This window comes from Streptomyces sp. NPDC047017, assembly GCF_040644175.1.
Lineage (GTDB): Bacteria > Actinomycetota > Actinomycetes > Streptomycetales > Streptomycetaceae > Streptomyces.
This window is the reverse complement of record NZ_JBEYVW010000023.1, coordinates 134,782-154,515: the sequence shown is the minus strand read 5'-3', so window position 1 is coordinate 154,515 and position 19,734 is coordinate 134,782. Positions and strand designations below refer to the sequence as shown.

Genomic DNA, 19,734 nt, shown 5'->3' with positions numbered 1-19,734 from the left:
GTCGCGCCCCCGGCCCCGGCCCCGTTCGTGGCGTCGACCCCGTTCGCGGCGGCGGCCGCTACCCCTCCACGCCCCGTCCCATAGGGCCGACGCAGGTTTTTCCACAGGCTTGTGACACCACTTCAGCCCTGTGCGCCGTGGCGGTCAGGCAGCAGCTCCTCGAAAAAACCCCTCCGACTCGCGTTTCCGCAGGTCGGAGGGGTTTTTGAGTGTGGAGCCTAGGGGAGTCGAACCCCTGACATCTGCCATGCAAAGACAGCGCTCTACCAACTGAGCTAAGGCCCCCGGAAGAGGAGCATCCGGCCGGAGGTGTCGCCCGCCGGTCAGGTGCCGCACACCAGAGTACCGGGTCACCCCCCGGATCTCGCAAAAAGATTGGGGGTCCCCGCGAACGACCACGCTCCGTAAGATGCTCCGCGTGGTTCGCGGCAGCGAACCGCGGTACTTGGGGAAGCGATGGGGAGACGCAATGGACGCCGCACAGCAGGAAGCGACCGCAAGAGCGCGGGAACTGCAGCGGAACTGGTACGGGGAGCCGTTGGGGGCACTCTTCCGTAAGCTCATAGACGATCTCGGGCTCAACCAGGCCCGGCTGGCGGGGGTGCTCGGACTGTCCGCACCGATGCTGTCCCAGCTGATGAGCGGCCAGCGCGCGAAGATCGGCAACCCGGCGGTGGTCCAGCGGGTGCAGCTGTTGCAGGAGCTGTCGGGGCAGGTGGCGGACGGCAGCGTCAGCGCGGCCGAGGCGACCGAGCGCATGGAGGAGATCAAGAGGTCGCAGGGGGGCTCGGTGCTCAGCAACACCACGCACACGACGAACGGTTCGGGGGCGCCCACCGTCAGGCGGGTGGTCCGCGAGATCCAGTCGCTGCTGCGTTCGGTCGCCGCCGCCGGCGACATCATCGAGGCCGCGGACAGCCTCGCCCCCTCCCACCCCGAACTGGCCGAGTTCCTCCGGGTCTACGGCGCCGGACGCACCTCCGACGCCGTCGCGCACTACCAGTCGCACCAGAACTGACGCCCCCGGCAGGGGTCGCGGCGCGCGGCGCGGGGCAGGCAACGGGGGGAGCCGCAGGGGGAGGAGCGACGCGCAGCCATGGGTGAGGTCTTCGCCGGCCGGTACGAGCTGGCCGACCCGGTCGGACGCGGTGGGGCCGGAGCGGTCTGGCGCGCCTGGGACCACCGCCGGCGCCGCTATGTGGCCGCCAAGGTGCTGCGGCAGCGCGACGCCCACTCCCTGCTGCGGTTCGTACGGGAACAGGCGCTGCGCATCGACCATCCCCATGTGCTCGCCCCGGCCAGCTGGGCCGCCGACGACGACCATGTCCTGTTCACCATGGACCTGGTGACCGGCGGTTCGCTGGTCCACCTCGTCGGGGACTACGGCCCCCTGCCCCCGGCGTTCGTCTGCACCCTCCTCGACCAGTTGCTCTCGGGACTGGCCGCCGTGCACACGGAGGGGGTCGTGCACCGCGACATCAAGCCCGCCAACGTCCTGCTGGAGGCCACCGGCACCGGCCGCCCCCGGCTGCGGCTGTCCGACTTCGGCATCGCGATGCGGCTGGGCGAACCGCGGCTGACCGAGACCGACCTCGTGGTGGGCACCCCCGGCTACCTGGCCCCCGAGCAACTGATGGGGGCGGAACCCGACTTCCCCGCCGACCTGTTCGCCACCGGCCTGGTCGCCCTGTACCTGATCCAGGGCGCCAAACCGGATGCCAGGGCGCTCGTGGAGTACTTCACGGCGCACGGCACGCCGAGTGCGCCCGAGGGCGTCCCCGAACCGCTGTGGCAGGTCGTGGCCGCCCTGCTGCAACCGGACCCGCAGGCCCGGTTCCGTACGGCGACGGGGGCGCGCAAGGCCCTCGCCGCGGCCGTCGAGCTGCTGCCCGAGCCGGGCCCCGACGACGAGCTGATCGAGGTCTTCGACCAACTCGGGCCGCTGCCGCCGGGGTTCGGTCCGGCGGGCCCCTTCAAGCTCAGCCCGGCCGTGACGGCCGAGCACAGGGCGGTACGCGGCGCGGCGGAGGGTGGGCCGGGGACGGCGGACACCGGCGCTGCGGACGGCACGGACTCCGGCCGGCCGCTCCCCGGCCCCCGGGACCCCCGGAGCCCCCGGCGGGCGCTCGCAGCACCGCCCGCGCCGCCCGCACCACCGACGCCTCCCCCGCTGACGCCTCCATCGCCGACGCCTCCCTCGGCACCGGCGCTTCCCTCCACACCGGTGCCCGCGCCGACACCGGTGCCCGCGCCAGACGCGGGCCCGATGCGCCCCCTCCCGATATCCGACGCGGGCAGCTTCCACCTCCCGCCACCGCAGTCCGCCGCGGTGGAGATCCCGACCTTCTCGTACACCGCCGAGGTCCCACGGCCCCACGCCCCGCCCCCGGTGCCCGCCTCCCGGCACCGTGCCGTGCGTGCGCGCCGGGCGGGTCCGCCCGCGAAGGCCGTCGTCCCGCTGCTCCTGCTCGCGCTGGCCTGCTACGCGGTGGGTTTCTGGGCTCTGGCCAGGATCTGAGCCCGCCGCCCTGCCAGGCCCCGCAGCGCCGCCCTACCCGCTCGGGACCCTGCGCCGGGCGCTCAGCGTCCACGCCCCGAGGACGATCAGCAGGGCGGTCCCGGTGCCGATCCCGCCCGCGGCGAGCGCCCGCATCACCGAGGAACCGCCCCCCGCACCCCCCGCCCCGGCCGCACCCGCGGGCCCGGGGCCCGGGGCACTCGCCGCCACCCGGTCCGCGGCGGTGACCTCGAACAGATCCGGCGGTGCGGAGCCGCCCTCGTACCGCGGCCCGGCCCCCGCCGCCCCGCTCACCCGCACCCGCAGGGTCAGGCCGTAGGGCCCGTCGCCGAATCCGGTGGCCGTCTGCTCGGCGAGGTGCGCGACGAGGTAGTAGGAGCCGGCGAACCGCATGGCCTTGGCCTGGTCGGCGAAGCCGGCGCGGTTGGCGTAGACGACGGGTGGCAGGGGCGCGAGGGCGGCGCTCGTGCGCTTGCCGCTGTAACCGGCGTACGCCTCCTCGACGTATCCGCGCACGGGGTTGTAGAGCGACAGGGTCAGCGCCCCGTCCACATAGCCGCTGCCGCCACCGGTACCGTCCAGTTCGGCGGTGGCGTTCAGTTGCTGCCCCCAGTCGACCGGAACCCGGTAGAAGAGCGTCCGGCCGGGCCGGAGCCGGTCCTGCCAGACCCCTTCTCCCACGGCGCTCGCCCCGGCGAACCCGGCGCCGCCCGCCCGGCCCGCCGCCCGGCCGGTGACCGGTGCGGGCGAGGCGGAGTCCCAGGTCCCGGGGGCCTTCGTCGCCCCGGCGGCCCGCACCGGGGGCTCCGTCGCGGTGGTGAGTTCCAGGGGCCAGGTGTCCGTCGAGGAGCCGGTGGCGGCGATGCGCTCCACGAGCACGTAGTACGTACCGGCTCCCTGGCACGGGGTGTGGCCGGGGGACGCCTCGCGCATGCCCCAGGCGGCGATCGGGTGCGGGCTGCGGCCGGTGCCGAACCGGGTGGCCTGGTAGGAGCAGGACCCGCCGTGCGCGTCCCGCACCGAGACCCGCAGGCCGTCCGTGGCGAAGACCGTGCTGTCCGCCGCGGGTACGGCGGTGGCGGAGACGTAGGCGGTGGAGCCGGCGTCGAGGTCGAGGCGGTAGTAGAGCCGGCCGTCGTGCGGCAGGGAACTGCGGTAGGCGCGGCCCGGCTCCAGGCGCGCCGCACCGGCGGGGGCCGTCGCCCCGGCCACGCTCCGGGCGCCGTCCGCGAAGGCGTACGGCCCCGGTGTCCCGGCCGCGCGCGCGTCCGGCGCCGGCAGGGCGGCCACCAGGCACAGCACCGCGGCGACGGCAGCCGAGCGGATCACCGCGGCCGGGCCCGCCTTCGTGGCGCGCCCTCGGGCCGGAGCCCGCCGTCCCGCCGTGGGCCCTCTCATCCCGCGCCACCCCCGCACCGCCGCCGTCGCCGTGGACGACGGCCATCCTGCCCCGCCCGGCGCTGCGCCATCCGCGTATTCCGTACGCGCGTCCGAGAACATCCGCCGCGCGGACGGCCTCCCGGCCTACGGCTACCGCACCCGGCCCGCCCCCGCAACACGGGACGCCGACCCCACGGACCCGGCCGACCGGGCAACCGGGCAACCGGGCAACCGGGCAACCGGGCAACCGGGCAACACAAAACCCCGACCGCTCAGGCGGCCGGGGTCTGCTCAGAACCGGATGTCTCTGCTCACGAACCCGTGGGCACGGAGTCGGTCGCCTCCGTCCACAGATCCTGCTCGGCGCGATCCGCCTGGATCTGGCGGTACACGAGGAGCCCGCCGATGGCGGCCAGTGCGACCAGGAGAAGCTTCTTCACCGCGCGACCTCGTCTTTCCTTGACGTAGGGGACCTCTGGCGCCCGACTATACACACCGACCGATACCGATCGGTGACCTGCATCGGCCCTCAACTGTCAGGTAGAGGAACGCAGTCGAAACGGACCGAACCGCTCCGATCGGAGGGTGATCAGACCCGTACGCACGGTGAGATTTGCCCCCACTCCGCCCGTCTGCGGAGCTTTTCGCCCCTCACGCACCCATCCGAGTGGTGTTCATCCGAAGATCGCGGCGCCACGGGCGTCGGTCCACCACTTCGCGTCGCTCCTACACATGATGAGCAAAGTACGCAAATCGCCCAACCTGAAAGTGAGGGGCCATGGACCAGCACAGGGTCATGAAGCTGTGGACCGCCATCGTCACCGCCTTCCTCGCGCTCTGCACGGCGCTCGGACTCATCACCACGACCGCCACCGCGGCCACGGCCGCCCCGCAGCCCGAGACGGCGCCCAAGAGCAGCACCGCCCGGGTGCCGGCACAGACGACGCACTCCTGGTCCAGGCCCCACGCCCGGTCATTGCCCCCCACGATGAAGCAGCGGATCCGGGCCGAGGCCCACGGCAAGTCGCCCAGTTGCCGCCACCGCCCGCTCGCCGACGCCCCTTCGCTCGAAACCGATCCGGAGGACTGCGCCCCCGCCGAACCCGCGACCCGGCCGAGCATCCCCCTGCAGCGCTGACAGCGCCGCTCCGGCACCGCCGGGGCCACCCGCCCGCACCCATGACGTAACGGCGATCTGCGTACAGCGTCACCGAAGCGCCGAGGACCCCCGGTCGATCACCGACCGGGGGTCCTCTCCTGTGCGCTCACCGCTGCCACCCGCCCAGGACACAGCACTCGCCGCCCCCGGGGTCCGCCGCCACCACGACCCACGACTGCCCGCCCCGGCCGATGCCGACGCGCCGCTGAGCGCCATGGCCGTCGAAGCGGGCCACCTCGGCGGCCTGGTCCTCGGCCCGGAAGCCGGGATACGGCCGGCCCTCGGCCTTCTCCCCTCCTCCAGCGGGACGACGTCCAGCCCTGGCAGGGCGCAATACCCCACTCAGGGGCCACATCCCACAACGAGAAGTCCCCCAGTCCGAGTGGACTGGGGGACTTCTCGTCTTGTGGGGCTAACAGGATTTGAACCTGTGGCCTCATCCTTATCAGGGATGCGCTCTAACCAACTGAGCTATAGCCCCGCCGCGCTCTGCGGTGTATGTCCCGCGCGCTGACTCCTGAAGATTAGCGCACGACGGGGGCAGTCCCAAAATCGATTGGCCGAGGCCCGTCAGCGCGGGGGCGAGGGGTGCGGAAAGCCGCTCACTCGTCCTCGGCCAGCGTCAGCTCGATGCCGCCGACGAAGCCCGCGGCGAGGTTGTAGATGAACGCGCCGAGCGTGGCCAGGGCCGTCGCCAGGACGACGTCGATCGCCGCGATGATCACCGCGAACATCAGGACGTGCGGCAGCGAGAGGAAGGACTGCAGGTCGAAGCCGTTCGACTCGTTCGAGCCGGTGGCCTCGGAGATCGTCCCGCCGACCGTCGAGAACACGCCCATCGCGTTCATGACCATCCACAGCACGGCGGACGCCACGATGGTGCAGATGCCCAGCGCGATGGAGAGCAGGAAGCTGACCTTCATCACCGACCACGGGTCGGCCTTGGCGACACGCAGCCGGGCCTTGCGGGTGCGCGGGGCGGTGCGCACGCCGGGGCGCGGCCGGCGCGCCGCGCCCTGCCGGTCCGCGGAGCCCGCCGGGTACGCCTGCGGCGGATGGTACGGCCCCGCGGACTGCTGCGACCGGCGCTCGCCCGGCAGCGGGGAGGCCGCGCCCTGCTGGCCGGCCTGCTCCCGCGCCTGCGGGCCTCGGGTGTCGGTCACCGTTCCCCCCTGGGGTGCGTGCGAGTCGGGCGAGTGCGATCCGGCCGGGGACGGCTTGACCGCGTTGAGGTTGGTCGTGTGCGCGTCCTTCGCACGCGCGGCGGAGCCACAGCCGCCGCCGTCCGCTTCCGTACCAGTGGAGGTACCGGCCGATCCGGCGCCCGTGGCTCCGCTCACGATGACTCTCTCCTCGTGCTACTCGGCCGAGGGCGCCTCACCCTCGTCCGTGCCGCTGGTCGCGGCGTCCTCGGCGATCTCGTCCACGGCCACGTCGCCGTCGACTTCCTCCGCCTCGCGCCCCGCCTCGGCGTTACGTGCGATACCGACCACGGCATCGCGCTTGCCCAGGTTGATCAGCTGGACGCCCATGGTGTCACGGCCCGTCTCCCTGACCCCGCTGACGCGCGTGCGAATCACTCCGCCCGACAGCGTGATGGCGAGGATCTCGTCGCTCTCCTCCACGATCAGCGCGCCCACGAGCGAACCGCGGTCCTCCACGATCTTGGCGGCCTTGATGCCGAGGCCGCCGCGGCCCTGGACGCGGTACTCGTCGACGCCGGTCCGCTTGGCGTACCCGCCGTCGGTGGCAGTGAACACGAACGTACCGGGTCGCACCACATTCATCGACAGCAGTTCGTCGCCCTCGCGGAAGCTCATGCCCTTCACACCCGAGGTGGCACGGCCCATCGGACGCAGGGTGTCGTCCGAGGCGGTGAACCTGATCGATTGCGCCTTCTTGCTGATCAGCAGCAGATCGTCGTCGGCCGAGACCAGCTCCGCGCCGATCAGCTCGTCGTCGGTGCCGTCCTCCTGCTCGCGCAGGTTGATGGCGATGACACCGCCGGAGCGGGGCGAATCGTAATCCTTCAGCGGCGTCTTCTTGACCAGGCCGGCCTTGGTGCCGAGCACCAGGTAGGGCACGGCCTCGTAGTCGCGGATGGCGAGGATCTGGGCGATGGCCTCGTCCGGCTGGAAGGCCAGCAGGTTCGCCACGTGCTGGCCGCGCGCGTCCCGGCCGGCGTCCGGCAGCTCGTACGCCTTGGCGCGGTAGACGCGGCCCTTGTTGGTGAAGAACAGCAGCCAGTGGTGCGTGGTGGAGACGAAGAAGTGGTCGACGATGTCGTCTTCCTTGAGCTTCGCGCCGCGCACGCCCTTGCCGCCGCGCTTCTGGGCGCGGTAGTCGTCGGTCTTGGTCCGCTTGATGTAGCCGCCGCGGGTGACCGTGACGACGATGTCCTCCTCGGCGATCAGGTCCTCGATGGACATGTCGCCGTCGTAGGGCACCAGCATGGTCTTGCGGTCGTCGCCGTACTTCTCGACGATCGCGGCCAGCTCCTCGCTGACGATCCCGCGCTGGCGGACCGGGGAGGCGAGGATCTGGTTGTACTCGCTGATCTTCGCCTGCAGCTCGTCGTGCTCCTGGACGATCTTCTGGCGCTCCAGGGCGGCCAGCCGGCGCAGCTGCATCTCCAGGATGGCGTTGGCCTGGATCTCGTCGATCTCCAGCAGCTCCATCAGGCCGCCGCGGGCGATCTCGACGGTGTCACTGCGCCGGATCAGCGCGATGACCTCGTCGATGGCGTCCAGGGCCTTGAGCAGGCCGCGCAGGATGTGGGCGCGCTCCTCGGCCTTGCGCAGCCGGAAGCGGGTCCGGCGGACGACGACCTCGATCTGGTGCGTCACCCAGTGGCGGATGAACGCGTCCAGGGACAGCGTGCGCGGCACCCCGTCGACCAGCGCCAGCATGTTGGCGCCGAAGTTGGTCTGCAGGTCGGTGTGCTTGTACAGGTTGTTCAGGACGACCTTGGCGACCGCGTCCCGCTTGAGCACGATGACCAGGCGCTGGCCGGTGCGGGAGGACGTCTCGTCGCGGACGTCCGCGATGCCGCCGATCCTGCCGTCCTTCACCAGGTCGGCGATCTTCTGCGCGAGGTTGTCCGGGTTGGTCTGGTACGGCAGCTCGGTGACCACCAGGCACTGGCGGTTCTGGATCTCCTCGACCTCGACCACCGCGCGCATCGTGATGGAGCCGCGGCCGGTGCGGTACGCCTCCTCGATGCCCTTGCGGCCCACGACCAGCGCGCCGGTCGGGAAGTCCGGGCCCTTGATGCGCTCGATCAGCGCGTCGAGCAGCTCCTCGTGCGAGGCCTCCGGGTTCTCCAGGCACCACTGGGCGCCGGCGGCGACCTCGCGCAGGTTGTGCGGCGGGATGTTGGTCGCCATGCCGACCGCGATGCCGGCCGAGCCGTTGATCAGCAGGTTCGGGAAGCGGGCGGGCAGGACGGTCGGCTCCTGGGAGCGGCCGTCGTAGTTGTCCGTGAAGTCGACGGTCTCCTCGTCGATGTCGCGGACCATCTCCATCGACAGCGGCGCCATCTTGCACTCGGTGTAGCGCATGGCCGCCGCCGGGTCGTTGCCCGGCGAGCCGAAGTTGCCGTTGGAGTCCACCAGCGGCATCCGCATCGCCCACGGCTGCGCCAGGCGGACCAGCGCGTCGTAGATCGAGGAGTCGCCGTGCGGGTGGTAGTTGCCCATGACGTCGCCGACGACGCGGGCGCACTTGTAGAAGCCGCGCTCGGGGCGGTAGCCGCCGTCGTACATGGCGTACAGCACGCGCCGGTGGACGGGCTTGAGGCCGTCCCGGACGTCGGGCAGCGCACGCGAGACGATGACGGACATCGCGTAGTCGAGGTACGAGCGCTGCATCTCGGTCTCGAGCCCGACGGGCTCGACGCGCATCGCGAGGTCGCCGCCCTCTTCAGGGGTGACGGGGGTGTTCTCGTCGGCCATTGCTGGTGGGGATCCTTCCTGGTGCGGTCAGCTGAGACCGACTCAGATGTCGAGGAAGCGGACGTCCTTGGCATTGCGCTGGATGAACTGGCGCCGGGCCTCGACGTCCTCGCCCATCAGGACCGAGAACAGGTCGTCGGCCTGGGCGGCGTCGTCGAGGGTGACCTGGCCGAGCACGCGGTGCTCCTGGTCCATGGTGGTCACGCGCAGCTCCTCGGCGTTCATCTCGCCGAGACCCTTGAAGCGCTGGATCGAGTCCTCCCGCACCCGCTTGCCGCGCTGGCGGCCCAGCTCCAGGAGGGCGTCGCGCTCCCGGTCGGAGTACGCGTACTCGACGTCCTCCCGGCCCCACTTGATCTTGTAGAGCGGGGGGCGGGACAGGAAGACGTGCCCGGCCTCGACCAGCGGCCGCATGAAGCGGAACAGGAAGGTCAGCAGCAGGGTGTTGATGTGCTGGCCGTCGACGTCGGCGTCCGCCATCAGGATGATCTTGTGATAGCGGAGCTTCTCGATGTCGAAGTCCTCGTGCACGCCGGTGCCGAACGCGGAGATCAGCGCCTGGATCTCCTGGTTCTGGAGGATCTTGTCGATCCGCGCCTTCTCGACGTTGAGGATCTTGCCGCGGATCGGGAGGATCGCCTGGTACTCCGGGTTGCGGCCGGACTTGGCCGAGCCGCCGGCGGAGTCGCCCTCGACGATGAAGATCTCGCACTTGGTGGGGTCGTTCGACTGGCAGTCGGAGAGCTTGCCCGGCAGCGAGGCGGACTCCAGCAGGCCCTTGCGGCGGGTGAGGTCGCGGGCCTTGCGGGCCGCCACGCGCGCGGTGGCCGCCTGGATGCCCTTGCGGATGATGTCCGCCGCCTCGACCGGGTTGCGGTCCAGCCAGTCGTTCAGGTGTTCGTAGACGGCGCGCTGGACGAAGGTCTTCGCCTCGGTGTTGCCCAGCTTGGTCTTCGTCTGGCCCTCGAACTGCGGCTCGCTGAGCTTGACCGAGATGATCGCGGTCAGGCCCTCGCGGATGTCGTCGCCCGTGAGGTTGTCGTCCTTGTCGCGCAGCAGCTTCTTGTCGCGCGCGTACTTGTTGATCAGGCTGGTGAGGGCGGCGCGGAAGCCCTCTTCGTGCGTGCCGCCCTCGTGGGTGTGGATGATGTTCGCGAAGGAGTACACGCCCTCGCTGTAACCGCTGTTCCACTGCATGGCGACCTCAAGGGACAGGCTCTTGTCCCTGTCCTCGGCCTCCAGGTCGATCACGGTGGGGTGCACCACGTCGCCCTTGCGGGAGTTGAGGTACTTCACGAAGTCGACGATGCCGCCCTCGTAGTGGTACGTGACGGTCTTGACCTCGTCCTTCAGGTCGGCACCCGCCTCGTCCGCACCGCTGGTGGCCTTCGCCGACTCGCGCTCGTCGGTGAGCCGGATCGTCAGGCCCTTGTTGAGGAACGCCATCTCCTGGAAGCGCCGCGAGAGCGTCTCGAAGGAGTACTCGGTGGTCTCGAAGATGTCCGCGTCGGCCCAGAAGGTGACCGAGGTGCCCGTCTCCTCGATCGCCTCGTGCTGGGCCAGCGGCGCTGTCGGGACGCCCATCTTGTAATCCTGCGTCCAGCGGTGGCCGTCGGTCCTGACCTCGACGGAGACCTTCGAGGACAGGGCGTTCACCACGGAGACGCCGACGCCGTGCAGACCACCGGAGACCGCGTAGCCGCCGCCGCCGAACTTGCCGCCCGCGTGCAGCACGGTGAGCACGACCTCCAGGGCCGGCTTGCCCTCGGAGGGGACGATGCCGACCGGGATGCCGCGGCCGTTGTCGACGACACGGACGCCGCCGTCGGCCAGGATCGTGATGTCGATGGTGTCCGCGTGCCCGGCGAGCGCCTCGTCGACGGAGTTGTCCACCACCTCGTACACGAGGTGGTGGAGGCCGCGCTCACCGGTGGAACCGATGTACATGCCGGGGCGCTTGCGGACCGCGTCCAGGCCCTCCAGCACGGTGATGGCGCTGGCGTCGTACGAAACGGCCGTGACCTCGCCGTTCGAGGAGGCGGCCAGGTCACCGTCGCCGGTGTCGGTGGACGGGATGTTGTCGTTGGGGTTGCCGGAATCGGCCACGAAGCGCCCTTTCTGGCACAGCACGAGCCGGGCTCGTCGGCGGTTGCCGGAGCGGCTGCGGCATGTTGCGTTGGTCGGCCTTGATCAGCGTTGCTCAGCTTTTCCCGGCGGTCCCCACGGCGGGGCGGGATTGTCTTCCAGTCTACCGGTAGCGCCGACAGTGATGGGGGTTTGCCGGTACCTGAGTCCCCATGTGGCGACCTGAACCAGCCTCGACCGGGTCCCGATATGCGGAAGGGGGCTCCAAGAGGCTCACGGCGGCACTCAGCGCTTCGAGCCGTCAACCCTTCGCTACTCCCGGGTCAGGTCAGGATTCGCAAGAGCGTGCGGGTGTGCCGCACCCCGGGCCGACACGTCCGCGCGGGGCCCTCCATTGACCGCCCTGTGTGATCTCTGTCACTCACCGTGCCGGGAGGTCCGTCACCCGTAGGTGTCACCGGGTCCCGTGCTGCCGGGAGCGCGCAGCGGCCCGTAGCGGCGGGCGGCGCCGCCGGGACCGTGCACCTTGATCAGCCGGACCGCGCCGTGCCCGAGGTCCTCGTTGAGCCGGGCCACCAGCGTCGGGGCGAGCAGCCGCAGATTGGTCGCCCAGGCCGTCGAGTCGCAGCGCACGGCCAGTACCCGCTCGTCCTCGTCGTACCGCTCCGGCACGCAGTGCTTGGCCACGTCCTCGCCGACGATCTGCGGCCAGCGCCCCATCACACCGCCCACCGCGGCCGGGGTCTCCCAGCCGCGCTCGGTGATCAGCCGGTTGATCGCCGCGCCGAGCGCCATCGGATCGCGGCCGTCGGCGCGCGCGCCGGAGCGCAGCCCGCCGCGCCGCGCCTGCTTCTTCTGCTGCGCCGCGTCGCCGCGCGCGCGGGCCGCCTCCTTCGCCGCGCGCAGCGCCACCCGCGCCAGGTCGACACCGGAGGGCTCGGGGGACTTCCGCGCCGCCTTCGCCGCGTCCGCCGCCTTGGCCGCCGGGTCGCTCTCGCCGCTCATACCCGCTCCACCGCTCCGCCCGCCACGGCGAACCGCGTCCCGGCCAGCACATGCGGTACGTCGTCGTCGACGGCGGCGGTCACCAGGACCTGCTCACCGGGCGCGACCAGCTCGGCCAGCCGCTCCCGGCGGCGCGCGTCCAGCTCGGCGAAGACGTCGTCGAGGACCAGCACCGGTTCGTTGCCCTCCGCGCGCAGCAGGTCGTACGAGGCCAGGCGCAGCGCCAGCGCGTACGACCAGGACTCGCCGTGCGAGGCGTAGCCCTTGGCGGGCAGCTGCCCCAGCTTGAGGACGAGATCGTCGCGGTGCGGCCCGACCAGGGTGACCCCGCGCTCGATCTCCTGCTTGCGGGCCTCCGCGAGGGCCGCCGTGAGCTGCGCGAACAGCTCCTCGCGCGTGTGCGCGCCGCCGGGCGCGGACGGCTTGTACTCCAGCGCGACCGGACCGCCGCCGGGCGCCAGCTGCTCGTACGCCTTGTCGGCCAGCGGCTGGAGCGCGGCGATCAGGTCCAGGCGCCGGGCCAGCAGCTCGGCGCCGGCGTGGGCGAGGTGCTGGTCCCACACGTCCAGGGTGGACAGGTCCATGGAACGCCCGCCGTGCCGCCGGGCGAGGGCCGCGGACTTCAGCAGTGTGTTGCGCTGCTTGAGGACCCGCTCGTAGTCGGAGCGCACACCGGCCATGCGCGGCGAGCGGGCGGTGATCAGCTCGTCGAGGAAGCGGCGGCGCTCGCCGGGGTCGCCCTTGACCAGGGCCAGGTCCTCCGGCGCGAACAGCACGGTCCGCACGATGCCGAGCACGTCACGCGGTCTGACCTGCGAGGACCGGTTGATGCGGGCCCGGTTGGCGCGGCCGGGGCTCAGCTCCAGTTCGACCAGCTGCTGCCGCTCGCCCTGGCGGACCTGCGCCCGGATCACGGCCCGCTCGGCGCCCATCCGGACCAGGGGGGCGTCCGTGGCGACCCGGTGGCTGCCGAGGGTGGCGAGGTAGCCGATCGCCTCGACGAGGTTGGTCTTGCCCTGGCCGTTGGGGCCGACGAAGGCGGTGACGCCCGGGTCCAGCGGCACCTCGGCCCGGGTGTAGGAGCGGAAGTCGGCCAGCGACAGATGCGTGACGTGCATGGTCGTTCGCCGGCCTCCTCCAGCGTGGTGGACCGCCGGGCGGTCCGGTGTCCTGGGGACGGTCCCGTCCTGCTGCGGACCGTCCGGGGTCCTCGGACCCGGGGGCGTGGGCTACTTCTTCTCGACGGCGTGGCCGCCGAACTGGTTGCGCAGCGCGGCGATCATCTTCATCTGCGGCGAGTCCTCCTGGCGGGAGGCGAACCGCGCGAACAGCGAGGCGGTGATCGCGGGCAGCGGCACCGCGTTGTCGATGGCCGCCTCCACGGTCCAGCGGCCCTCGCCCGAGTCCTCCGCGTAGCCGCGCAGCTTGTTCAGGTGCTCGTCCTCGTCCAGCGCGTTCACCGCGAGGTCGAGCAGCCAGGAGCGGATGACGGTGCCCTCCTGCCAGGAGCGGAAGACCTCGCGGACGTTGTCCACGGAGTCGACCTTCTCCAGCAGCTCCCAGCCCTCGGCGTACGCCTGCATCATCGCGTACTCGATGCCGTTGTGGACCATCTTCGCGAAGTGGCCCGCACCGACCCGGCCCGCGTGCACCGAGCCGAAGTCGCCCTCCGGCTTGAGGGCGTCGAAGACGGGCCGCACCTTGGCGATGTCCTCCGCGTCGCCGCCGTACATCAGCGCGTAGCCGTTCTTGAGGCCCCACACACCGCCGGAGACACCGCAGTCGACGAAGCCGATGCCCTTGGCGGCCAGCTGCCCGGCGTGCTTCTCGTCGTCGGTCCAGCGGGAGTTGCCGCCGTCCACGACCACGTCACCGGGTTCGAGCAGCTCGGCCAGCTCGTCGACGGTGGACTGGGTGGGGGCACCGGCCGGGACCATCACCCAGACCACGCGCGGGCCCTGCAGTTTGTCCACAAGCTCCCGCAGGCTGTGGACGTCCGCGAGGTCCGGGTCGCGGTCGTATCCGATGACGGTGTGGCCTGCGCGGCGTATGCGCTCGCGCATGTTGCCGCCCATCTTGCCGAGGCCGACGAGACCGAGCTCCATCAGTTGTGTTCCTTAGATGTCCGACGTGGCGTGCGGGGCACAGGCGTACCCGCGTCCGAGCCTAGACCCGGACGTCTGCGCACATCCGTGGGCATACGCGCTCATACGCACCCCCGCCGCCGGCCGGGACGGGGGCTCAGCCGCTCAGCCGCACCGGCATGATCAGGTACTTGTACGCCTCGTCCGCCTCGGCGTCCAGGGCGGGCTTGCCGCTGAGCAGCGCGGGCTTGGTGGACGTGGTGAACGACAGCTGGGCGACCGGGGAGTCGATGGCGCTCAGGCCGTCCAGGAGGAACGTGGGGTTGAAGGCGATGGAGATGTCGTCGCCCTCCAGCTGGGCCTCGACCCTTTCCACAGCCTGTGCGTCGTCGCTGGAGCCGGCCTCCAGGATGAGCACGCCCTGCTCGAAGCTGAGGCGCACCGGGGTGTTGCGCTCGGCGACCAGGGCCACGCGCTTGACGGCCTCCACGAAGGGGGCGGTCTCGATGACGGCGACGCTGTTGAACTCGGTGGGGAACAGCGTGCGGTACTTCGGCAGGTCGCCTTCGAGCAGGCGCGTGGTCGTGCGCCGGCCCGCGCCCTCGAAGCCGATCAGGCCCTCGCCCGCACCCGAGCCGGACAGCGCCAGGATGACGCTGTCGCCGCTGGTGAGCGCCTTGGCGGTGTCCTGGAGCGTCTTGGCGGGGACCAGGGCGACCGCGGAGACGTCCGGGTTCTCCGGCTTCCACAGGAACTCGCGGACCGCGAAGCGGTAGCGGTCGGTGGAGGCCAGCGTCACCGTGTCGCCCTCGATCTCGATGCGCACACCGGTGAGGACGGGCAGCGTGTCGTCGCGGCCGGCGGCGATGGCCACCTGCTGCACGGCGGAGGCGAAGACCTCGCCGGGGACGGTGCCCGTGGCGTTCGGCATCTGCGGCAGCGCCGGGTACTCCTCCACCGGCAGGGTGTGGAGGGTGAAGCGGGAGGAGCCGCAGACCACCGTCGCCCGTACACCGTCTGTGGAGATCTCCACCGGGCGGTTGGGCAGGGCGCGGGAGATGTCGGCGAGCAGCCGGCCGGAGACCAGGACGGTGCCCTCCTCCTCGACCTCGGCGTCCACCGAGACCCGCGCGGAGACCTCGTAGTCGAAGCTGGACAGGCTCAGCTGGCCGTCCTCCGCCTTGAGCAGCAGGCCGGCGAGAACAGGCGCCGGCGGACGGGCCGGGAGGCTGCGTGCCGCCCAGGCCACTGCCTCCGCGAGTACGTCGCGTTCCACCCGGATCTTCACCGTAAGCCGCCTCCTGCTGTTGCTACTGAGTCCTCCGACTCGGTGGCACCGCCCGCTGTGACGGGAGGAGCACCGGGGACCAGTCTGACGCACCCCACTGACAGTAGGTGCCGGTCGGGGTCAAGTCGCTCCGAGGGGCAGCAGGCGACGAGAGCGCGAGTTGTGCACAGGCCCCGCTTCGAAACGGATTCCGCACTCTTACCGGTTGGGAGTAGTAGTAGGGGCTGTGGATACCGTGGATAACCGCGTTTTCCCAGCTCAGAGCGGGAATTTTGTCCACCGGCCCTGTGGGCGGAGGCAGTGGACAACTCGGGGTCTCTGTGGAGAACAAGAAGTTCTGCACACTCCACCCACAGCCCGAGGGCAGTTCTCCCCAGCTGCGTCCCCAGATTTACCCAGCTTTCCCACACCCCAATCCCGCACCTTGGTGTGACGGCTTTCACTCGACGCGGTGACCGGGTGCGTCGCGTTGCCGAACAGTGGACAAGGATGTGGAGAAGCCGCCGATCGCTGGGGACAACGGCCCACATCCTGTGGGTTGCCCGTGGACAACTCCGTGCACAGCCTGTGGACGCCCGCTTCGTCCACAGGCTGTGGAGAGTCGTCATCCACGAGTCCACAGGCAGCTGAGCTGCGAAGATCGCGAACCGACCGCTCAGCCTGTGGATGCGATCTGGACAACTTCCCGGTCCCCAGCGTGTGGACGGAAGAAAGTCGGCGAATCTGTGGAGGACGGCCGTAACCTCGCCCTGATTCGAACACCGGCGGCCGGACACCGCGCCCGCCGCCGACCGGTCACCCGGCCCGCCGCCGCCCCGTAGGCCCCCGCCGAACGCGAAGGCGCCCTCCGGAACGGATGCTCCGGAGGGCGCCTCGGCGCTGCCGTACGGCCGTCGTCAGCCGTTCTTGATGCGGTTGGTCAGCTCGGTGACCTGGTTGTAGATGGAGCGCCGCTCCGCCATCAGCGCGCGGATCTTGCGGTCGGCGTGCATGACCGTGGTGTGGTCCCGGCCGCCGAACTGCGCGCCGATCTTCGGCAGCGACAGGTCGGTCAGCTCCCGGCACAGGTACATGGCGATCTGCCGGGCCGTGACCAGCGCGCGCCCGCGCGAGGTGCCGCACAGGTCCTCGACGGTGAGCCCGAAGTAGTCGGCGGTGGCCGCCATGATGGCCGTCGCGGTGATCTCGGGGGCGGAGTCCTCGCCGCCCGGGATCAGGTCCTTGAGGACGATCTCCGTCAGGCCCAGGTCCACCGGCTGCCGGTTGAGCGAGGCGAACGCCGTGACCCGGATCAGCGCGCCCTCCAGCTCGCGGATGTTGCGCGAGATCCGTGAGGCGATGAACTCCAGCACCTCCGGCGGGGCGTTGAGCTGCTCCTGCACCGCCTTCTTGCGCAGGATCGCGATCCGCGTCTCCAGCTCCGGCGGCTGGACGTCGGTGATCAGTCCCCACTCGAAGCGGTTGCGCAGCCGGTCCTCCAGGGTCACCAGCTGCTTGGGCGGCCGGTCGGAGGAGAGCACGATCTGCTTGTTGGCGTTGTGCAGCGTGTTGAAGGTGTGGAAGAACTCCTCCTGCGTCGACTCCTTGTCCGCCAGGAACTGGATGTCGTCGACGAGCAGGATGTCCATCTCGCGGTAGCGCTTGCGGAAGCTGTCGCCCTTGCCGTCGCGGATGGAGTTGATGAACTCGTTGGTGAACTCCTCCGAGCTGACGTACCGCACCCGGGTGCCCGGGTACAGGCTGCGCGCGTAGTGCCCGATGGCGTGCAGCAGGTGCGTCTTGCCGAGGCCCGACTCGCCGTAGATGAACAGCGGGTTGTACGCCTTGGCCGGTGCCTCGGCGACGGCGACCGCGGCCGCGTGCGCGAAGCGGTTGGAGGCGCCGATGACGAAGGTGTCGAAGAGGTACTTCGGGTTCAGCCGCGCGGTCGGCTCGCCCGGGCCGGGCGCCGGCGCGGACTGCCCGGACGACGGCCCGGGACCTCCGCCGCGGTGCCCGTGCCCGGAACCGGACGGCGGCTCGGGCCGCTCCCGGCGGCCGGGGTCGCGCTGCTCGTAGTCGCGCTGGTCGTAGTCCGGGCGCGGGGCGTCGTAGTCGGGGCGCGGCTGGCCGTACGGCGGGCGCTCCGGCGGCCGCTGACGGTAGTCCTGGGGCGGCGAGTAGGCGTCCTTCGCACTGCCGTACGTGTCCTGCGCGTTCCCGTACGTGTCCTTCGCGCCGCCGTACGTGTCTTTCGCGGCCCCGTAGGTGTCCTTGGCGTTCCCGTAGGTGTCCTTCGCGCCGTACTCGTCCTGCTGGCCGTAGCCGTCCTGCGCGCCGTAGCCGCCGTCCTGCTGGCCGTAGCCGTCGCGCGGGCCGTACGGCTCCTGGGCGGGCGTCGCGTACGGGTCGCGCTCGGGGAAGCCGAGCCGCTGCTGCTGCCAGCCGTAGTCGTCCTGGCCGGGCCGCGGCCAGGCGCCGGGCTCGGGGCGCTGGTAGTCGCCGTACTCCGCGGGATAGGCGGGGCGCGCGGTCGGCAGCTGGTCACCGCCGTCGGCCGGCTGCGGGCCGGTGCGCGAGGGCGGCAGCTGGTCGCCGGAGCCGCCCGGGTGCTGCTCGCCGCGGCCGGGCCGCTCGGGGCGGTGCGGCTCGGCCCGGTGCCTGCCGTACCCCTCGTAGCCGCCCTGGCCGCCGGGCAGTTCCTGCTCCTCGTAGCGCGGGCCCGGGGCGGGCGCGGGGGCCTGGTGGGTCTCGCCGACCGAGCTGTCCACGGTGATCGCGATGCGGATCGGGCGGCCGCACTCGCGGCTCAGCGTCTCGCTGACCACCGGGGCCAGGCGCCCCTCCAGCACGTTCTTCGCGAACTCGTTGGGCACCGCGAGCAGGGCGGTGTCGGCGACCAGCGCGAGCGGCTGGCAGCGCCGGATCCAGCGCTCGTCCTTCGTCTCGACATCCTGTCCGCGGCCCTCCCCGAGGAGCTGCTCCAGTACGCGTGGCCACACTGCGGCAAGATCGGCAGGTACGTCAGCCACAGGGCACGCTCTCTCACGGGGTCCCACGAACGTGTGGTTCGGGACGGGGCGGGATGTAAACGGGGGACAAGGGAACGAATGGGAGTCCGCCCACGGTAGTCAGCGCGGCGGGTACCGTTCAAGTTGTTGTCCCCAGGCTGTGGACAGCGACGCCCGACGCCTCGCGGTTTGACCGGATGGCGTAGCCGCGCGTACCGTAGCCAGGTCGAGTTGTCGATGGCTGCTGCCGCCTGCCTCCGAAGGGCACAGATCGCGTCAAGGTGATCGGTCAAGCGGTGCACACGCGCGTTACCTGCGAGCTACTCGTGGGCGCACGGTGACAGCCAGGACGGCACCCCGCAACCACCGATTCTTTCTGGAGCCCCCGAGTGAGCAAGCGCACCTTCCAGCCGAACAACCGTCGTCGCGCGAAGACCCACGGCTTCCGGCTGCGTATGCGCACCCGTGCCGGCCGCGCGATTCTCGCGTCCCGCCGTAGCAAGGGTCGCGCCCGTCTGTCCGCCTGATCCCGGTCAGGTCATGACGTCGTGCTGCCCACCGAGAACCGGCTGAGGCGGCGCGAGGACTTCGCGACCGCGGTACGACGAGGGCGCCGGGCCGGACGCCCGCTTCTCGTCGTCCATCTTCGTAGCGGTGCCACGGACCCGCACGCGCCTGGGGAGAGCGCTCCCCCGACGCGTGCGGGTTTCGTCGTCAGCAAGGCAGTGGGTGGCGCGGTCGTCCGCAACGCGGTGAAGCGCAGGCTTCGCCATCTGATGCGTGACCGGGTCGCCCTGCTGCCCCCCGGTAGCCTGGTAGTCGTACGAGCGCTGCCCGGTGCGGGCGACGCCGACCACGCACAGCTGGCCCGAGACCTGGATGCCGCCCTTCAACGACTGCTGGGAGGGGGCGCGCGATGAAGTACCCGCTGCTGGCACTCATCAAGCTGTACCAGTGGACCATCAGCCCGTTGCTCGGGCCGGTGTGCAAGTACTACCCGTCGTGTTCCCACTACGGCTACACGGCCATCGACCGGCACGGTGCGATCAAGGGCACGGCGCTCACCGCCTGGCGCATCCTGCGGTGCAATCCGTGGTCGCTGGGCGGCGTGGACCATGTCCCGCCGCGCAAGCGCCCGCGGTGGCACGAAATGCTGCGTGACGCATGGCGCGCGCGCAGGGGCGGGCCCTCCGCCGCTGAACCGGCCCCCGACGGACACCGTCCGCCGGGACCGGTCGCAGAGACCTCGTCCCATGCCCAAGGAGCATGATT

General features: G+C 71.2%; 16 protein-coding genes and 2 tRNA genes. 6 read left to right on the top strand and 12 right to left on the bottom strand.

Annotated elements, in window-relative coordinates; genetic code table 11:
• Nucleotides 1-212: 212 nt before the first annotated feature.
• Nucleotides 213-285, bottom strand: a tRNA-Ala gene (locus ABZ858_RS31730).
• Between the two features lie 184 nt (nucleotides 286-469).
• On the opposite strand from ABZ858_RS31730, the gene ABZ858_RS31725 reads away from it, so the two are divergent.
• Entirely contained in the window at nucleotides 470-1,018 is a 549-nt protein-coding gene (locus ABZ858_RS31725) for a DNA-binding protein (RefSeq protein WP_361386404.1), read from the top strand.
• Between the two features lie 78 nt (nucleotides 1,019-1,096).
• Complete coding sequence (locus ABZ858_RS31720; RefSeq protein ID WP_361386401.1) at nucleotides 1,097-2,518, top strand: serine/threonine-protein kinase; 1,422 nt, start codon at nucleotides 1,097-1,099, stop codon at nucleotides 2,516-2,518.
• Between the two features lie 33 nt (nucleotides 2,519-2,551).
• Here the strand turns inward: ABZ858_RS31720 and ABZ858_RS31715 are convergent, their stop codons facing one another.
• Nucleotides 2,552-3,847 (bottom strand): hypothetical protein, encoded by a 1,296-nt coding sequence (locus ABZ858_RS31715; RefSeq protein ID WP_361386398.1) that lies wholly within the window; start codon nucleotides 3,845-3,847, stop codon nucleotides 2,552-2,554.
• Nucleotides 3,848-4,209: 362 nt separating this feature from the next.
• On the bottom strand, nucleotides 4,210-4,338 hold the full coding sequence (locus tag ABZ858_RS31710) for a DLW-39 family protein (RefSeq protein ID WP_003999697.1): 129 nt from the start codon (nucleotides 4,336-4,338) through the stop codon (nucleotides 4,210-4,212).
• Nucleotides 4,339-4,676: 338 nt separating this feature from the next.
• Here ABZ858_RS31710 and ABZ858_RS31705 point away from each other — a divergent pair, with 338 nt between their 5' ends.
• Entirely contained in the window at nucleotides 4,677-5,036 is a 360-nt protein-coding gene (locus tag ABZ858_RS31705) for a DUF6344 domain-containing protein (RefSeq protein WP_361386395.1), read from the top strand.
• Nucleotides 5,037-5,464: 428 nt separating this feature from the next.
• On the opposite strand, the gene ABZ858_RS31700 is transcribed toward ABZ858_RS31705, so the two are convergent.
• The 9 genes from ABZ858_RS31700 to dnaA form a co-directional block, all read right to left on the bottom strand.
• Nucleotides 5,465-5,538: transfer RNA gene (locus ABZ858_RS31700), tRNA-Ile, on the bottom strand.
• Between the two features lie 121 nt (nucleotides 5,539-5,659).
• Complete coding sequence (locus tag ABZ858_RS31695) at nucleotides 5,660-6,397, bottom strand: DUF3566 domain-containing protein (protein WP_361386392.1); 738 nt, start codon at nucleotides 6,395-6,397, stop codon at nucleotides 5,660-5,662.
• 18 nt (nucleotides 6,398-6,415) lie between these two features.
• A complete protein-coding gene (gene gyrA / locus ABZ858_RS31690; RefSeq protein ID WP_361386389.1) occupies nucleotides 6,416-9,010 on the bottom strand; it encodes a DNA gyrase subunit A in 2,595 nt (864 codons plus the stop codon).
• A gap of 42 nt (nucleotides 9,011-9,052) precedes the next feature.
• Nucleotides 9,053-11,140 carry a DNA topoisomerase (ATP-hydrolyzing) subunit B gene (gene gyrB, locus ABZ858_RS31685; RefSeq protein WP_361386386.1) on the bottom strand — a complete coding sequence of 696 codons (2,088 nt, stop codon included), beginning with the start codon at nucleotides 11,138-11,140 and terminating at the stop codon, nucleotides 9,053-9,055.
• A gap of 396 nt (nucleotides 11,141-11,536) precedes the next feature.
• Nucleotides 11,537-12,100, bottom strand: coding sequence for a DciA family protein (locus ABZ858_RS31680; protein ID WP_361386383.1), 564 nt, complete (start codon nucleotides 12,098-12,100; stop codon nucleotides 11,537-11,539).
• The gene (recF, locus tag ABZ858_RS31675) at nucleotides 12,097-13,218 is read right to left on the bottom strand and encodes a DNA replication/repair protein RecF (protein WP_361386380.1); all 1,122 of its coding nucleotides are present in this window, start codon (nucleotides 13,216-13,218) and stop codon (nucleotides 12,097-12,099) included. Before recF ends, ABZ858_RS31680 begins: the two co-directional genes overlap by 4 nt.
• A gap of 111 nt (nucleotides 13,219-13,329) precedes the next feature.
• Nucleotides 13,330-14,205 carry a phosphogluconate dehydrogenase (NAD(+)-dependent, decarboxylating) gene (gnd, locus tag ABZ858_RS31670; RefSeq protein ID WP_361386377.1) on the bottom strand — a complete coding sequence of 292 codons (876 nt, stop codon included), beginning with the start codon at nucleotides 14,203-14,205 and terminating at the stop codon, nucleotides 13,330-13,332.
• A 136-nt stretch (nucleotides 14,206-14,341) separates the two neighbouring features.
• Nucleotides 14,342-15,472, bottom strand: coding sequence for a DNA polymerase III subunit beta (gene dnaN / locus ABZ858_RS31665; RefSeq protein ID WP_361386374.1), 1,131 nt, complete (start codon nucleotides 15,470-15,472; stop codon nucleotides 14,342-14,344).
• Between the two features lie 896 nt (nucleotides 15,473-16,368).
• A complete protein-coding gene (gene dnaA, locus ABZ858_RS31660) occupies nucleotides 16,369-18,483 on the bottom strand; it encodes a chromosomal replication initiator protein DnaA (protein WP_361386371.1) in 2,115 nt (704 codons plus the stop codon).
• 368 nt (nucleotides 18,484-18,851) lie between these two features.
• Between dnaA and rpmH the strand changes: the two genes are divergently transcribed.
• The 3 genes from rpmH to yidD are packed head-to-tail and all read left to right on the top strand — an operon-like array spanning nucleotide 18,852 to nucleotide 19,732.
• Nucleotides 18,852-18,989 (top strand): 50S ribosomal protein L34, encoded by a 138-nt coding sequence (gene rpmH / locus ABZ858_RS31655; RefSeq protein WP_003956500.1) that lies wholly within the window; start codon nucleotides 18,852-18,854, stop codon nucleotides 18,987-18,989.
• Nucleotides 18,990-19,010: 21 nt separating this feature from the next.
• Nucleotides 19,011-19,382, top strand: a complete 372-nt coding sequence (rnpA, locus tag ABZ858_RS31650) for a ribonuclease P protein component (RefSeq protein ID WP_361386368.1) — start codon at nucleotides 19,011-19,013, stop codon at nucleotides 19,380-19,382.
• The gene (gene yidD, locus ABZ858_RS31645; RefSeq protein ID WP_361386365.1) at nucleotides 19,379-19,732 is read left to right on the top strand and encodes a membrane protein insertion efficiency factor YidD; all 354 of its coding nucleotides are present in this window, start codon (nucleotides 19,379-19,381) and stop codon (nucleotides 19,730-19,732) included. The genes rnpA and yidD overlap by 4 nt, the downstream gene beginning before the upstream one ends.
• Nucleotides 19,733-19,734 lie beyond the last annotated feature (2 nt).

Bases quoted from the DNA above. Each gene is read 5' to 3' on its own strand.
- gnd (WP_361386377.1), bottom strand. From the start codon at position 14,205: ATGGAGCTCGGTCTCGTCGGCCTCGGCAAGATGGGCGGCAACATGCGC.
- ABZ858_RS31725 (WP_361386404.1), top strand. From the start codon at position 470: ATGGACGCCGCACAGCAGGAAGCGACCGCAAGAGCGCGGGAACTGCAG.
- ABZ858_RS31680 (WP_361386383.1), bottom strand. From the start codon at position 12,100: ATGAGCGGCGAGAGCGACCCGGCGGCCAAGGCGGCGGACGCGGCGAAG.
- gyrA (WP_361386389.1), bottom strand. From the start codon at position 9,010: ATGGCCGACGAGAACACCCCCGTCACCCCTGAAGAGGGCGGCGACCTC.
- ABZ858_RS31705 (WP_361386395.1), top strand. From the start codon at position 4,677: ATGGACCAGCACAGGGTCATGAAGCTGTGGACCGCCATCGTCACCGCC.
- recF (WP_361386380.1), bottom strand. From the start codon at position 13,218: ATGCACGTCACGCATCTGTCGCTGGCCGACTTCCGCTCCTACACCCGG.
- yidD (WP_361386365.1), top strand. From the start codon at position 19,379: ATGAAGTACCCGCTGCTGGCACTCATCAAGCTGTACCAGTGGACCATC.
- ABZ858_RS31720 (WP_361386401.1), top strand. From the start codon at position 1,097: ATGGGTGAGGTCTTCGCCGGCCGGTACGAGCTGGCCGACCCGGTCGGA.